Source organism: Paenirhizobium selenitireducens ATCC BAA-1503 (assembly GCF_000518785.1).
In the GTDB taxonomy this organism is placed as follows: domain Bacteria; phylum Pseudomonadota; class Alphaproteobacteria; order Rhizobiales; family Rhizobiaceae; genus Allorhizobium; species Allorhizobium selenitireducens.
Map to the genome: position 1 here is coordinate 227,174 of NZ_JAEG01000007.1, position 13,329 is coordinate 240,502.

A 13,329-nucleotide genomic window follows, 5' to 3' on the forward strand; every position below is an offset into this window, starting at 1 on the left:
TGTTAAGACCTGGGCAATCATGATGAAGTTCGGGAGCATTTGAATCAATATGTCAGAGACTGGGTTAACAAGCAGTGACTTCACCGAGGAAAACGAACCTTTCGCGCTGTTCGGTACGTGGTTGAAGGATGCAGAGGCCTCGGAGATCAACGATCCCAACGCAGTAGCGGTTGCGACCGTGGATGAGAACGGCTTGCCGAATGTGCGCATGGTCCTGCTCAAGGACTTCGATTCCCGAGGGTTTGTGTTCTACACGAATTTCGAGAGCCAGAAGGGACAGGAAATTCTCGGCCAGAAGAAGGCAGCGATGTGCTTTCATTGGAAATCGCTGCGTCGTCAGGTACGCCTGCGCGGCGAGGTCGAGGTGGTTTCCGATGAGGAAGCCGACATCTATTACCGCTCCCGGCCGCTCGGCAGCCGCATCGGCGCCTGGGCCTCGAAGCAGTCGCGCCCGCTGGAAGGCCGGTTCGCCCTGGAAAAGGCCGTGGCCGAATACACCGCCCGTTATGCGTTCGGCGAGGTTCCGCGGCCGGCGCACTGGTCCGGCTTCCGCATCAGGCCGGTTTCGATCGAGTTCTGGCACGACCGCAAGTTTCGCCTGCACGACCGCATCGAGTTTCGCCGCGAAACGCCGGATGCGCCTTGGCACAAGGTGCGGATGTATCCTTGATCGCCATGGCCTGGGCGGCGGGTTTCTCGCCGGCCTGGCCGTCCGGGCGGATCAGCCGGTCAGACGGAAGGGAATGCCGGAGGCAAGCGCCGCGACATAGCGCGGCTTCTGGTAATAGCCGTTGAGCGAGATGCGCGGCAGGAGCAACGGCGCGGCAAGCGCCGCGGCATCGACCGTCCCCGCCCGGGTCGTCACCGCAAGGGTGAAGCCGGCCCTGGCGGCGAGTGCCGCGATACGGTTCGTGGCGCTGCGCGCATCGCCGTATGGATAGGCGAAGCTGGTCGGCCGCCGGCCCGTCAGCGTCTCGACATAGTCGGCGCTGCCCGAAAGTTCGTTCAGTGCTTCCGCGTCGGTGAGAAAATCCAGGGCGCGGTGGCTCAGCGTATGGGCGCCGAGGCTGGCCAGCGGATGGCGCGCCAGCGTCTTCAGTTCCTCTGCCGTCATCACCAATTGCGCGACCATTGCCCTCGGATCGATGCCGACGCTACGCGCCGCCGCGTCGAGCCGGGCGATCGCCAGGCTTTCCTCAGGTCCGCAGATCGCGTCGCAGATGAGATCGCAAACCGCCCGCTTCGCCGCGATCGAAGTGACGGCGTGGGTCTTCGGGCCGCTGTCGGTTTCGATGGTGAAGCGGTCGGTGGCGTTGAGCAGGGCTTCTGCGGTTTCCCACCACAGGGTGTGGCTGCGTTCGCTGAACCCCTTGGTGACGAAGACGGTGAAGGGCACTCCGTGCCGTTCGAAGACGGGCAGGGCATGTTCGGCATTGTCACGATAGCCGTCGTCCAGCGTAAAAACGGCGAAAGGCGCTCCGTCCGGCGCGGCGGCGAGCAGGTGCGGCACCTCGTCGAGTGCTACGAACTGGTAGCCCTCGGCCTTCAGCTGCCGGATCGCCGCGTCCAGGAAGTCCGGCGTGATCTCGAGATGACCGTTCGCATCGAGCGGCGGCGGTCGGTGCGGCCGCACATGGTGCAGGGTGAAGATCGCGCCGCGACCGCGCGCCGCACGCATGGTGCCGAGCCGGCTGAGAAGCCGGGACGCTTCCAGCCCGCCGGTGATCGCGGCCTTGCGCACGAAGCCTTTCAGGTTGGCCTTCATTGTCCTCGCCCGGTTTTGCGTCGCAACATATCGCTCTCCAGACTATGCGGGTGGCGTTAAGCCTTGCTGAATGGCGTCTGCCTGTTTTTGTCGTGCGGCCTCGACCGATGCGACCGGGGGCGGTTATCGCATGAGCGTCACCGCACGGCGCGCCGCCAGCGAGGCGGGGATCGCCCAGATGAGCGCTATGGCGAAGGTGAGCGTCAGCACGCCGCGCATGGCCTCGGCGGATTGCGCCACGGCCAGTCCCGCGCCGTTGGCGCTGATTCCCGCAAGGGCCGCGCCGAGTGCGAAGCCCGCCGATTGCAGCGTCGGCAGCAGCGCCGAGGTCTTGTCGCGTTCATGACCTGGCGTCGCCTCCATCAGCATCTGGCTGAGATAACCCCAGCTCAAGCCGAAGGCCGCGCCGATGGTAACCTGCGCGACGGCAAGCATGGCGATGTTCACCGTCCCGATCGCGCCGGCAAGCGTGGCAAAGCCGAGGACCAGCAGCAGGGGGCCGAGCCAGATCGCCGTCTGCCGCGACCGCTCGGCCCTGAGGTTGGCGACGCCGATCGCGGTCATGCTCCAGCTGATCGCCATCAGCGCGCCGAGCGCGCCGGCGAGCGTCGGGCGGTAGCCGAACAGATATTGCAGCGAATAGACCAGATAGACGCTGCTGGTTGCCTGCGAGAGCGGCATGAGCAGGATGACCCAGAGGCCAAGACCGAGAGGCGAGCGGGTGGAAAACGCACCCTGTGGCAGGATCGAATCCTCCGCGCGCCGGTCGAGGCGGACCGCGCCGAGCACCAGAACCAGCGATCCGGCAATCATGGCCGCCGTGGCGAGGGCGGAGCCGGCAAGCCCCGCCACCAGCATGGCGACGAGGCCGGCCGACAGCAGGCTCAGCCTGAGTGTGGGAAATTGCAGCCGCCGACCCGCTTCGGAACCTGACGGTACGAGGATGAGCGCGAGCAGCAGAAAGAGGGCAATGAGCGGCGCATTGACGAGAAAGGCCCCCCGCCAGGAAAAGGCTTCCGTCAGCGAGCCGGCCAGCACCGGACCGCCGAAGGCGGCGATCGCCCAGACGCTCGCTTCCGCGCCGAACACTTTCGGCACCAGCGCGGGCGGGAACATTTCGGGGATCAGCGCGTAGCAGATGGCGGCGATGATGCCTTCGCCGATGCCCTGGCAGATCCGCCCGAAGAGCACGGTATTCATGTCCGAGGCGAAGGCGGCCGCCAGTGTGCCGGCCAGGAAGAGCAGGGCGGCGGCGAAAAGGACGGTCCTTGCGCCGTAGCGCTGTTTGAGCAGGGCGGCGCTGGCGCCCGCGACGATCGACGCGACCAGATAGAGCGTCATCGACCACGGCAACAGTTCCGCACCGCCGATCTCGCCGACCGCCGTCGGTAACACGGTGCTGACCAGGAAGCCGTTGAAGGCATAGAGTGCCACCCCCATGCACAGCATCGTCGTCGTCGCCAGATAGCGCGGGGCGAGAAGTTCGGCCCAGCGGCCGCTCGCCTCGTTCTCCGGCACAGGGCTGGAGTTGGCGGCAGCCGGCGATCCCGCGACGTTCGGCACTTCTGTCTCTGGCAGCATGGATCCTGTTTCCTCGTCCTGGATTGCGGTCGGATCGGAACCTACAATCTCAACTTAGGTTGAGGTAAAGAGGCAAGTTGAAGAATTTGCAGAGGCTCGACGACGGACAAGAGAACCAGGGCGGCGGCGCTCCCGTTCGATCCATCCACTTCTCTATCATAAGGATTGGGCCGCCACAGGATGGGCATCCATCCGCCACCCATCCCATGCATCCTCCAACCGCCTTCCGGAGCATCCCGCGCGAAAATTGCTGGACTCCGTCAAGTAAATATCTAGACTGCCGTGGCACACCACAGGAGGTCCGACAAGCATGACGTCTGCGCGTCGCATGGATGGAAAGATATGCCTGGTCACGGGCGGCGGAACGGGCATCGGCAGGGCGGCCGCGTTGCAGATGGCGCGCGAAGGCGCCACGGCCGTGGTGATCGCCGGCAGGCGCGAGCCGGAGGGCGAGGCGGTAGCGGCCGCCTGCCGTGATCTGGGTTCGCAGGCGGTCTTCCTGATGGCCGACGTTACGCGCGAAGCGGATGTCGAGGCGATGGTGACGGGGACGCTCGACCGTTTCGGCCGGCTGGACGTGGCCTTTGACAATGCCGGCTTTCAGGAGCGCCGCGCGCCGATCGAAGACCAGGACGACGCCACCTATGCCGCCGTTTTCGACACGAACGTGCGCGGCGTCTTCCATTGCCTCCGGTATCAGATCCCGGCCATGCGGAAGACCGGCGGCGGCGCGATCGTCATCAATGCCTCGGTCAGCGGCATCCGCAATCCGAACCCCGGCTTCGCGCTCTACAATGCCTCGAAGGCCGCCGTCATCGCCATGATGCGCACCGCCGCCATCGAGAATGCCGCCCGCGGCGTGCGCATCAATGCCGTGGCGCCGGGCAGGGTGGTGACGGACATGATGCTGGCTGCCGGCGTCGGCGACGTGGCGACCGTGGCCGCCGGCCTGCCCTTGCGGCGCATGGGGCAGCCTGAGGAAGTGGCGGAGGCCGTCCTTTGGCTTGCCTCGGACGCAACCTCCTATATTGTCGGTCATGTTCTGGCCGCGGATGGTGGATTTCTTGCTGCATGAGGCTGCTTTTGTCGGCAGATCCAGCCTCGTGTCATTTACCCTTTGTTTACTCTCTTCATGAAACTTTTAGTTAACTTTCGTACTGAGGGCGCTGCACCGCAAAACTCTCGCCCCAATTCTGCTTTAGTGAAGCCGTCGTCTACCGGGCGGCATAACTCGCCGCCGGATTTCGACGCTCCGTTACGTTAAGCCTGCCCTTGGAGGATTCATGAACAAGCTGTTGATCGCGTTGACGTTCCTCGTTGCGATCGCATCATCGTCCACCTCCGCGACAGCCGGAAGCGCCCAGCTTCTCCTCGATGCTCGCACCGGCGAGGTTCTGGCGTCGGAAAACCCCGACAGCCTCAATCACCCGGCCTCGCTGACGAAAATGATGACTCTGTACATGACGTTCGACGCGATTCGCCGCGGCGAATTGTCCTGGGACAGCCGCGTGCCCTTCTCGAAATATGCCGCTTCGCGTCCGCCGACCAAGCTCCGCGTCAAGGCGGGCGATGCCGTCACCGTGAAGGAAGCGGTGCTCGGCATGATCGTGCAGTCGGCCAATGACGCCGCAGCCGCGATGGCGGAAAAGCTCGGTGGCACCGAGAGTGAATTCGCCGCGATGATGACTACGAAAGCCCGCTCGCTCGGCATGTCGAAGACCATTTTCGTCAATGCCTCCGGCCTTCCCGACGACCGGCAGATCACCACGGCGCGCGACATGTCCACCCTCGGCATCGCGCTGCTGCGGGACTTCCCGCAGGAATACAAGCTGTTCAACACCAAGAGTTTCGCCTTCCGTGGCCGCACGATCAACGGCCACAACAATCTGATGTACCGCTACAAGGGCATGGACGGCATCAAGACCGGCTATACCAATGCTTCCGGCTTCAACCTCGTCAGCGCCGTGAGAGATGGCGATCGCCGGGTGATCGGCGTAGTCATGGGCGGCCGCTCGGCGGCAAGCCGCGACAAGGTCATGGAAAAGCTGATCGCCGGCAACATTGCCAAGGCCTCGCGCGGATCAACGCTGCTGGCCAGCAATTCGACCCGCGTCGGCATGGACCTGGCGCGCCTGGGTGACGATGTCCCGGTTCCGGCACCCCGCCAGGATGCGGTGGCCGCTGTGATCGGCTTGGCAAACGCAAGTCCGGTCGCCGCCTCCATGCTTGGAACGGCCTATGCCAAGCCGGTGGAAATGGCCGCGGCCGACGTCTCGAGCGACGTCCCCGCCTTGACGCCTGAGGCGGAAATCCCCCTCGCCGCGCCGAAGGCGGAGGCCCGGATGGTTGGCGGATGGCAGATCCAGATCGCCGCCGCCGCCAGCGCCAAGGCCGCGATGGATCTTCTCGCCGACGCCAAGGCAAAGATCGGCGGCCCGTTGAACGATCGCGACACCTATACCGAGGCCGTGACCCGCGACGGCTCGACCTTCTACCGCGCCCGCTTCACCGGCTTTACCAGCAAGACCGAGGCTCGCTCGGCCTGCGACAAGTTGGTCAAGAACCGCTACGACTGCGTGCTGATGCCTGCGAGGGGCTGACCGAGGGGCGCATGCCGTGCCCCCGCTTCGCTAGCCCTGGTCTTCCCAGTGAGGTCGCGGGCCAGCTTCCCAAGCTCTTCGACAAGCCGTGCCGGTACATCCATGCGTTCGTGCAGGATGCTCATGACGCCGATCTTGTCGCGCTCGCCAAATCCTATCCTGGGTCGCATTCGCCGCCGGATAGAACAGATAGCCCATTCGGTCAGGCTTTCTTGTTTCGCTGGATCACATCTTCGGCCGAGACGGAGACGTACACGTCCTCGTCCGCCCGCATCGCCTCTGTGAAATGTTCGCCGATCCAGGCAGATGCCGCTGATTGCGCCTGCCGGTCGCGGCTGACCAGCGCACGGATATAGTCGTCGGCATCCCGATAGGGACCGCCCTTGGCGACCTGCCGACGGACATGCTCATGCAAATCGTCGCTGAGCGTCACTTGAATGCTGCTCTTGCCCATGGCTCGTCCCATCCAACTCGCGAAATGATGTTCCGCGTCGGTCCCGGTGTCAACAATTCCGCGTGTCCGCGTCAGGCACGACCGGCAGATGTCTCCGCAAGCTGCCTTAAGCCCGCGTTCCGCCCACCGTCACCTGGTCCATCCGCAGATGCGGCTGGCCGACGCCGACCGGGACCCATTGGCCGGCCTTGCCGCAATTGCCGATGCCCTTGTCGAGCGCCATGTCGTTGCCGACCATGGAAATGCGCTTCATCGCTTCGGGACCGTTGCCGATCAGCATGGCGCCCTTGACCGGCGCGCCGATCTTGCCGTTCTCGATCATGTAGGCCTCGGTGCAGCCGAAGACGAACTTGCCCGAGGTGATATCGACCTGCCCGCCGCCGAAGGAGACGGCATAGATGCCGTTCTTGACGGACGAGATGATCTCTTCCGGGCTCTTGTCGCCACCGAGCATGTAGGTGTTGGTCATGCGCGGCATCGGCTGGTGCGAATAGCCCTGGCGGCGGCCGTTGCCGGTCGCCTTCATGCCCATCAGCCGGGCGTTCTGGCGGTCCTGCATGTAGCCGACGAGGCGACCGTTCTCGATCAGCACGTTATAGGCTGAGGGCGTGCCCTCGTCGTCGATGGTGATCGAGCCGCGCCGCGCGTCGATCGTGCCGTCGTCGACCACGGTCACGCCGGGGGCGGCGACCATCTCGCCCAGCAGGCCGGCGAAGGCCGAGGTCTTCTTGCGGTTGAAGTCGCCTTCGAGCCCGTGGCCGACCGCCTCGTGCAGCATGACGCCCGGCCAGCCGTTTCCGAGCACCACGTCCATGGTGCCGGCCGGCGCGTCGATCGCCTCGAGATTGACCAGCGCCTGGCGCAGCGCCTCGTCGGCGCCGTGCTGCCAGCTCTCTTCCGTCAGGAAGTCGGAAAAGGCCATGCGGCCGCCCGTACCATAGGAGCCGCTTTCCTGCCGGTCGCCCTTGCCGGCGATGACGGAAATGTTGATCCGCGTCATCGGCCGGATGTCGCGCACCCGGTGACCGTCGGCGCGCAGGATCTCCACTACCTGCCAGCTCGCCGCGATCGAGGCGGTGACCTGGCGGACGGTATCGCCCTTGTCGCGCAGATAGGCGTCGATCTCGGCGAGCAGCTTGACCTTCTCCTCGAAGGACGGCGCGCCGATCGGATTGCCCTCGCCGTAGAGCTTGGCATTGGTGCGCTGTGGGGCGCTGGCATAGGAGCCGGAATAACCGTGGGTCACGGCGCCGACCGCATCGGCGGCGCGCGACAGTGCGGCGAGCGAAAGCTCTCCCGCATGGGCATAGCCGACCGCTTCGCCGGCGACGGCCCGCAGGCCGAATCCCTGGTCGGTGTTGAAGCTGCCGCCCTTCAGGCGCCCGTTGTCGAAGGTCAGTGATTCCGCCTGGGCGTGCTCGACGAACAACTCCCCGTCATCGGCGCCGGCGAGTGCTTTCGACACATGCTGACGCAGCGTCATTTCGTCGCAGTCGAAGAGGCCGAGAAGGTCGGTGGTCATGGAAATCTCCTTGTAGTGCTCGTTCCGATGTAGGCGCATTGCGACCTGCGGACAAGGTTCGACCGGAGCCATGGCCCCGGTCGCGCGTCACTTTATAATGATGAAGGCAGCGGATGTTCTCAGGGCAGCTTGTCGTAGCCCTCGGCGAAGCCCGCGAGCTCGATCGGAATGCCGACCCGGTCCTGGTCGGCCGATTCGCGCAGCGCGAAGACCGCGTTCTTGCCGGCGCGCAGGATCTTCATCAGCTCCTCGTCGATCTCGACTTCGACATAGCAGCCTTCGGAGAAGCAGCGGGTGAAATAGGCGCGGCCGATATTGTTGCCGTCGACATAGAGCTCCATGCCGTCTTTCAGCAGAACCCCGAGCGGGGCGAGGATGCGCAGGATCTTCGCCTTGCGGTCCGCGGTCTTCAGCACCACCACGGACAGACCCACTTCGGGCCGGTCCTCGGCGATCACGTTCTGCATCAGCGCGCATTGCTCAGTGGAGGCGCCGGCCGGCGTATCGCAGATCACCGACCACGCACCATGATTGGAACGGATGGTTCCGGGCTGCTGTTGCTGGGCCTTAACCGGAGCGACGAGCGCGGCAACGGCGATGGCGCTTGCGATCAGGCCCGACCGGTAAAGTCTAGGAAGACCCATGGGTACCTCTGGAAATCGAATCATCCCTGACATTCATGGCGTCCGGGCGGGCAAAATGAAAGCCCCGACCCGTGTTTTCCAAGGGAGTGAGGCTTAATTGCGACCGCTGTTGCAGCCGTGCCGGCCGCCACGGGCAATGCAGGCCGGATTGTCGGTGGATGGCTCGCGAGCGGAATTGATGAACAGCAAAAATGCGGCCGTGGCATTTGCCCGGGCGTATTGCGAATGCGGCCAATCTGTGATTTTAAACGCTGATGATAGCATGAATTTCGCGTATTGATTTGATGTGGATCAAACGCTTGTGGGAGAGACATCGTGATAAAGAGAGCTTTTGCAGCTTTGGCCGCCCTGGCCTGTCTGCTTTTCGCCTCCGGCAGCTTTGCAGACCAGCCGACCGAGTGGCAGATGGACTTGCAACAGGCGGCGACGCCGATCATGGAGCAGATTCGCTGGTTTGAGAACTACACCCTGTGGTTCATCGTTCCGATCACGGTCTTCGTCCTCCTTCTCCTGGTCGTGGTCGCCGTGCGCTTCCGCGCCGCCGCCAACCCGGTTCCCTCGAAGACGAGCCACAATACGGCGATCGAGATTGTCTGGACCGTCGGTCCGGTTCTGATCCTGCTGTTCTTCGCGATCCCGTCCTTCAACCTGCTTTCCGCCCAGCTCACCCAGCCGGAAAATCCGGACGTGACGGTCAAGGCGACGGCCACCCAGTGGCAGTGGAACTACGAATACCAGGGCGGCACGGAAGTGGCCTTCGACAGCTACATGCTGAAGGAAGAAGACCGCGCTGCCGCCGGCAAGGAAGACAAGAGCGTCTATCCGCGCCTGCTCGCCGTCGATAACGAAATGATCGTTCCGGTCGGCAAGACCGTGCGCATGCTCGTCACCGCCGCGCCGACCGACGTCATCCACGCCTTCGCCATGCCGGCCTTCGGCGTCAAGATCGATGCCGTTCCGGGACGTCTGAACGAAACCTGGTTCCGCGCCGATCGCGAAGGCCTTTACTACGGCCAGTGTTCGGAACTCTGCGGCAAGGACCATGCCTTCATGCCGATCGCCATCCGTGTCGTGTCGGCTGACAAGTATGCCGCCTGGCTCGAGGCTGCTGCGTCGGATCTCGCCGGTGCCAACAAGGCACTCATGGCTGCGGTGGACGGTGCGGACAAGTCCGTGCAGCTCGCCGACAACGTTTCGAACTAAGGAAGAGGAGTGCGGACAATGGCTGGACCTGTTGCCCACGACGATCACGCCCACGGTCACGGCGCGCATCACGACAATCATGACCACAAGCCCGGTTTCTTCACCCGTTGGTTCTTCTCGACCAACCACAAGGACATCGGCACCCTCTACCTGATCTTCGCAATCTTCGCCGGCCTCGTCGGCGGTGCGCTCTCCGTCGCCATGCGCATGGAGCTGCAGGAGCCCGGCATCCAGATCTTCCATGGTCTGGCCTCGATCGTTTACGGCTTCGAGGGCGATGCTGCCATCGACGGCGGCAAGCACATGTTCAACGTGTTCACCACCGCGCACGCTCTGATCATGATCTTCTTCATGGTCATGCCGGCCCTCATCGGCGGTTTCGCCAACTGGATGATCCCGATCATGATCGGCGCTCCGGACATGGCCTTCCCGCGCCTCAACAACATCTCCTTCTGGCTGGTCATTCCCGCCTTCCTGCTGCTGGTGCTGTCGATGTTCGTCGAAGGCCCGGCCGGCGCCTATGGCGTCGGTGGCGGCTGGACGCTCTATCCGCCGCTTGCGACCTCCGGCCAGCCCGGTCCGGCCGTCGACCTGGCGATCTTCGCTATCCACATCTCGGGTGCCTCGTCGATCCTCGGTGCGATCAACTTCATCACCACCATCCTCAACATGCGCGCCCCGGGCATGACGCTGCACAAGATGCCGCTCTTCGCCTGGTCGGTGCTCGTCACCGCCTTCCTGCTGTTGCTCTCGCTGCCGGTTCTGGCAGGCGGCATCACCATGCTTCTGACCGACCGCAACTTCGGCACGACCTTCTTCGCGCCGGAAGGCGGCGGTGACCCGATCCTGTTCCAGCACCTGTTCTGGTTCTTCGGTCACCCGGAAGTGTACATCCTGATCCTGCCCGGCTTCGGCATCATCAGCCACATCGTCTCGACCTTCTCGAAGAAGCCGGTCTTCGGCTATCTCGGCATGGCCTACGCCATGGTCGCGATCGGCGCCGTCGGCTTCATCGTCTGGGCCCACCACATGTACACGGTCGGCCTGTCGCTCGCCGCCCAGCGTTACTTCCTGTTCGCCACGATGGTTATCGCGGTGCCGACCGGCATCAAGATCTTCTCGTGGATCGCCACGATGTGGGGCGGTTCGCTGTCCTTCCGCACGCCCATGGTCTGGGCGATCGGCTTCATCTTCCTGTTCACCGTCGGTGGCGTCACCGGCGTACAGTTGGCCAATGCCGGTCTCGACCGCTCGCTGCACGACACCTACTACGTGGTTGCCCACTTCCACTACGTTCTGTCGCTCGGCGCCGTGTTCGCCATCTTCGCCGCCTGGTACTACTGGTTCCCGAAGATGACCGGCTACATGTACTCGGAATTCCTCGGCAAGCTGCACTTCTGGGTGATGTTCGTCGGCGTCAACATGGTGTTCTTCCCGCAGCACTTCCTCGGCCTCGCCGGCATGCCGCGCCGTTACATCGACTATCCGGACGCATTCGCCGGCTGGAACTATGTCTCGTCGATCGGCTCCTACATCTCGGCCTTTGCCGTGCTGATCTTCCTGGTCGGCGTCTTCGAAGCCTTCGCCAAGAAGCGCATCGCCGGCAACAATCCGTGGGGTGAGGGTGCGACCACGCTCGAATGGCAGCTGTCTTCGCCGCCGCCGTTCCACCAGTGGGAGCAGTTGCCGCGCATCAAGTAAGCGGCAGGCCTGGCCTCAACGCATAGCGGATGCCGCGCCCTTCGGTGGCGCGGCATCCGAAAAGAACAGACAAGCATGGGACGGAGACAATGACCGTAATTGATAGTCGCGACCTCGCGGGGCTCGAAGGCGAAGTCCGCCTTTCGGAAGCCACTGCGCGCGATTTCTTCGCGCTTCTGAAGCCGCGCGTCATGTCGCTCGTCGTCTTTACCGCCTTTGCCGGCCTGGTGCTGGCCCCGGGCGACATCAATCCCTTTCTCGGCTTCATCGCCATCCTGTGCATCGCCGTCGGCGCCGGAGCCTCCGGCGCGCTCAACATGTGGTACGATGCCGACATCGACGCCGTCATGACGCGGACGGCCTCGCGCCCGATCCCGGCCGGCCGCATCGCGCCTTCAGAAGCGCTCGCCTTCGGCCTGATCCTGTCGGTTTTCTCGGTCTCGATCCTCGGCCTCACCGTCAACTGGTTCTCGGCCGGCCTGCTCGCCTTCACCATCTTCTTCTATGCCGTCGTCTATACGATGTGGCTGAAGCGCTCGACGCCGCAGAACATCGTCATCGGCGGTGCCGCCGGCGCTTTCCCGCCCATGGTCGGCTGGGCCTGCGTGACGGGCGGCGTGTCGCTCGACAGCATCGTGCTTTTCATGATCATCTTCCTCTGGACGCCGGCCCATTTCTGGGCGCTGGCGCTGTTCAAGATGCGTGATTACGGCGCCGTCGGCGTGCCGATGCTGCCGAACGTGTCGGGCGAGCGCGTCACCAAGCACCAGATCGCGCTCTACGCGGTGCTGACTGCTGTGACCGCCGTCATCCCGACCGTCACCGGTCTCGCATCGCTCTACTACGGCCTGTTTGCCGGGGCTCTCGGCGTCTGTCTCGTCATCTGTTCCATCGCCGTCTGGCGCATGCCGGACGGCGACGAGAAGATGGTCCCGGCCAAGAAGCTGTTCGCCTATTCGATCGTCTATCTCTTCGCGATTTTCTCGGCCCTATTGGTCGATCATTACGTCGCGACCCTCGCGACGCTTTTCGGAGGTGCCGCCTGATGGAAACCATCAAGCTGAATGATGCGCAGAAGAAGTCGCGCCGCGGACGCAACATCGCGCTCGGCATCGTGCTCGCCGCGCTTGTCGCCATTTTCTACGTCGTGACGCTGATCAAGTTCGGCGCGGTCGGCAATTGAGAGCAGGGGAGACGCGCGTGGCGATGACAGGCAACGAAACGACGGCGACACCGCGCGGCAACGCGAGGATCCTGGTTGCCTGCGTTGTTTTCGTCGGCTGCATGCTCGGCGTTTCCTTCGCGTCGGTTCCGCTCTATCGGCTGTTCTGCCAGGTGACCGGCTATAACGGCACGACGCAGCGCGTCGAGCAGGTCTCCGATGTGATCCTCGACAAGTCGATCAAGGTGACGTTCGACGCCAATGTGTCTTCGGGCCTCAACTGGGAATTCAAGCCGGTCGACCGGTCTATCACGCCGAAGATCGGCGAGACGGTGCAGATCAACTATACCGCCACCAACCGTTCTCCGGTTGCGACCACGGGTCAGGCGATCTTCAACGTGACGCCGATGGAAGCGGCGGCCTATTTCAACAAGGTCGAATGCTTCTGCTTCACCGAAACCGAGCTGAAGCCCGGCGAAAGCCTGGAAATGCCGGTGGTCTTCTTCATCGATCCGGCCATTGTCGAGGCCGCCGAGACGAAGGACATCGGAACGATTACGCTGTCCTACACCTTCTATCCGCATGAGGGGGAGAAGCCTGTGGCATCGCTGCCGCAGCAGGGTGACAAGGGACAGCCGAAACTGTGAGAGGAGGGGTCCGGTCCGCCGGGCTCTAAGGAAATTTGACATTCGGGGAT

Annotated in this window: 13 protein-coding genes; 8 read left to right on the plus strand and 5 right to left on the minus strand. The window is 63.7% G+C overall.

All coding sequences use genetic code 11. The annotated features are described in order from the left end of the window. Window positions 1–49: 49 nt before the first annotated feature. On the plus strand, window positions 50–670 hold the full coding sequence (gene pdxH, locus L867_RS0110850; RefSeq protein ID WP_028736904.1) for a pyridoxamine 5'-phosphate oxidase: 621 nt from the start codon (window positions 50–52) through the stop codon (window positions 668–670). A 51-nt stretch (window positions 671–721) separates the two neighbouring features. Here the strand turns inward: pdxH and L867_RS0110855 are convergent, their stop codons facing one another. Together L867_RS0110855 and L867_RS25055 are read right to left on the minus strand one after the other, a co-directional pair. After that, window positions 722–1,765, minus strand: coding sequence for a polysaccharide deacetylase family protein (locus L867_RS0110855; RefSeq protein ID WP_028736905.1), 1,044 nt, complete (start codon window positions 1,763–1,765; stop codon window positions 722–724). A 123-nt stretch (window positions 1,766–1,888) separates the two neighbouring features. Beyond that, window positions 1,889–3,346, minus strand: a complete 1,458-nt coding sequence (locus L867_RS25055) for an MFS transporter (protein ID WP_084638521.1) — start codon at window positions 3,344–3,346, stop codon at window positions 1,889–1,891. Window positions 3,347–3,656: 310 nt separating this feature from the next. Between L867_RS25055 and L867_RS0110865 the strand changes: the two genes are divergently transcribed. Then, on the plus strand, window positions 3,657–4,421 hold the full coding sequence (locus L867_RS0110865) for an SDR family NAD(P)-dependent oxidoreductase (protein WP_037173121.1): 765 nt from the start codon (window positions 3,657–3,659) through the stop codon (window positions 4,419–4,421). Window positions 4,422–4,629: 208 nt separating this feature from the next. Beyond that, a complete protein-coding gene (locus L867_RS0110870) occupies window positions 4,630–5,946 on the plus strand; it encodes a D-alanyl-D-alanine carboxypeptidase (protein ID WP_028736907.1) in 1,317 nt (438 codons plus the stop codon). A gap of 202 nt (window positions 5,947–6,148) precedes the next feature. Here the strand turns inward: L867_RS0110870 and L867_RS0110880 are convergent, their stop codons facing one another. From L867_RS0110880 to L867_RS0110890, 3 genes are all read right to left on the minus strand, one after another. Continuing rightward, the gene (locus tag L867_RS0110880) at window positions 6,149–6,400 is read right to left on the minus strand and encodes a hypothetical protein (RefSeq protein WP_028736909.1); all 252 of its coding nucleotides are present in this window, start codon (window positions 6,398–6,400) and stop codon (window positions 6,149–6,151) included. Window positions 6,401–6,506: 106 nt separating this feature from the next. Continuing rightward, window positions 6,507–7,922, minus strand: coding sequence for a metalloprotease TldD (gene tldD, locus L867_RS0110885; RefSeq protein WP_028736910.1), 1,416 nt, complete (start codon window positions 7,920–7,922; stop codon window positions 6,507–6,509). Window positions 7,923–8,041: 119 nt separating this feature from the next. After that, window positions 8,042–8,566 (minus strand): invasion associated locus B family protein, encoded by a 525-nt coding sequence (locus tag L867_RS0110890; protein ID WP_028736911.1) that lies wholly within the window; start codon window positions 8,564–8,566, stop codon window positions 8,042–8,044. Between the two features lie 315 nt (window positions 8,567–8,881). Between L867_RS0110890 and coxB the strand changes: the two genes are divergently transcribed. From coxB to L867_RS0110915, 5 genes are all read left to right on the plus strand, one after another. Next, a complete protein-coding gene (gene coxB / locus L867_RS0110895; RefSeq protein ID WP_028736912.1) occupies window positions 8,882–9,769 on the plus strand; it encodes a cytochrome c oxidase subunit II in 888 nt (295 codons plus the stop codon). An 18-nt stretch (window positions 9,770–9,787) separates the two neighbouring features. Beyond that, a complete protein-coding gene (ctaD, locus tag L867_RS0110900; protein WP_028736913.1) occupies window positions 9,788–11,470 on the plus strand; it encodes a cytochrome c oxidase subunit I in 1,683 nt (560 codons plus the stop codon). A gap of 89 nt (window positions 11,471–11,559) precedes the next feature. Then, window positions 11,560–12,516, plus strand: a complete 957-nt coding sequence (locus tag L867_RS0110905; protein ID WP_028736914.1) for a heme o synthase — start codon at window positions 11,560–11,562, stop codon at window positions 12,514–12,516. Continuing rightward, window positions 12,516–12,653 carry a hypothetical protein gene (locus L867_RS27340; protein ID WP_028736915.1) on the plus strand — a complete coding sequence of 46 codons (138 nt, stop codon included), beginning with the start codon at window positions 12,516–12,518 and terminating at the stop codon, window positions 12,651–12,653. Before L867_RS0110905 ends, L867_RS27340 begins: the two co-directional genes overlap by 1 nt. 23 nt (window positions 12,654–12,676) lie before the next feature. Continuing rightward, window positions 12,677–13,279 (plus strand): cytochrome c oxidase assembly protein, encoded by a 603-nt coding sequence (locus tag L867_RS0110915; RefSeq protein ID WP_037173124.1) that lies wholly within the window; start codon window positions 12,677–12,679, stop codon window positions 13,277–13,279. The last annotated feature ends 50 nt before the right edge of the window (window positions 13,280–13,329 follow it).

Bases quoted from the DNA above. Each gene is read 5' to 3' on its own strand.
- pdxH (WP_028736904.1), top strand. From the start codon at position 50: ATGTCAGAGACTGGGTTAACAAGCAGTGACTTCACCGAGGAAAACGAA.
- L867_RS0110855 (WP_028736905.1), bottom strand. From the start codon at position 1,765: ATGAAGGCCAACCTGAAAGGCTTCGTGCGCAAGGCCGCGATCACCGGC.
- L867_RS25055 (WP_084638521.1), bottom strand. From the start codon at position 3,346: ATGCTGCCAGAGACAGAAGTGCCGAACGTCGCGGGATCGCCGGCTGCC.
- L867_RS0110865 (WP_037173121.1), top strand. From the start codon at position 3,657: ATGACGTCTGCGCGTCGCATGGATGGAAAGATATGCCTGGTCACGGGC.
- L867_RS0110870 (WP_028736907.1), top strand. From the start codon at position 4,630: ATGAACAAGCTGTTGATCGCGTTGACGTTCCTCGTTGCGATCGCATCA.
- L867_RS0110880 (WP_028736909.1), bottom strand. From the start codon at position 6,400: ATGGGCAAGAGCAGCATTCAAGTGACGCTCAGCGACGATTTGCATGAG.
- tldD (WP_028736910.1), bottom strand. From the start codon at position 7,922: ATGACCACCGACCTTCTCGGCCTCTTCGACTGCGACGAAATGACGCTG.
- L867_RS0110890 (WP_028736911.1), bottom strand. From the start codon at position 8,566: ATGGGTCTTCCTAGACTTTACCGGTCGGGCCTGATCGCAAGCGCCATC.
- ctaD (WP_028736913.1), top strand. From the start codon at position 9,788: ATGGCTGGACCTGTTGCCCACGACGATCACGCCCACGGTCACGGCGCG.
- L867_RS0110905 (WP_028736914.1), top strand. From the start codon at position 11,560: ATGACCGTAATTGATAGTCGCGACCTCGCGGGGCTCGAAGGCGAAGTC.
- L867_RS27340 (WP_028736915.1), top strand. From the start codon at position 12,516: ATGGAAACCATCAAGCTGAATGATGCGCAGAAGAAGTCGCGCCGCGGA.
- L867_RS0110915 (WP_037173124.1), top strand. From the start codon at position 12,677: ATGACAGGCAACGAAACGACGGCGACACCGCGCGGCAACGCGAGGATC.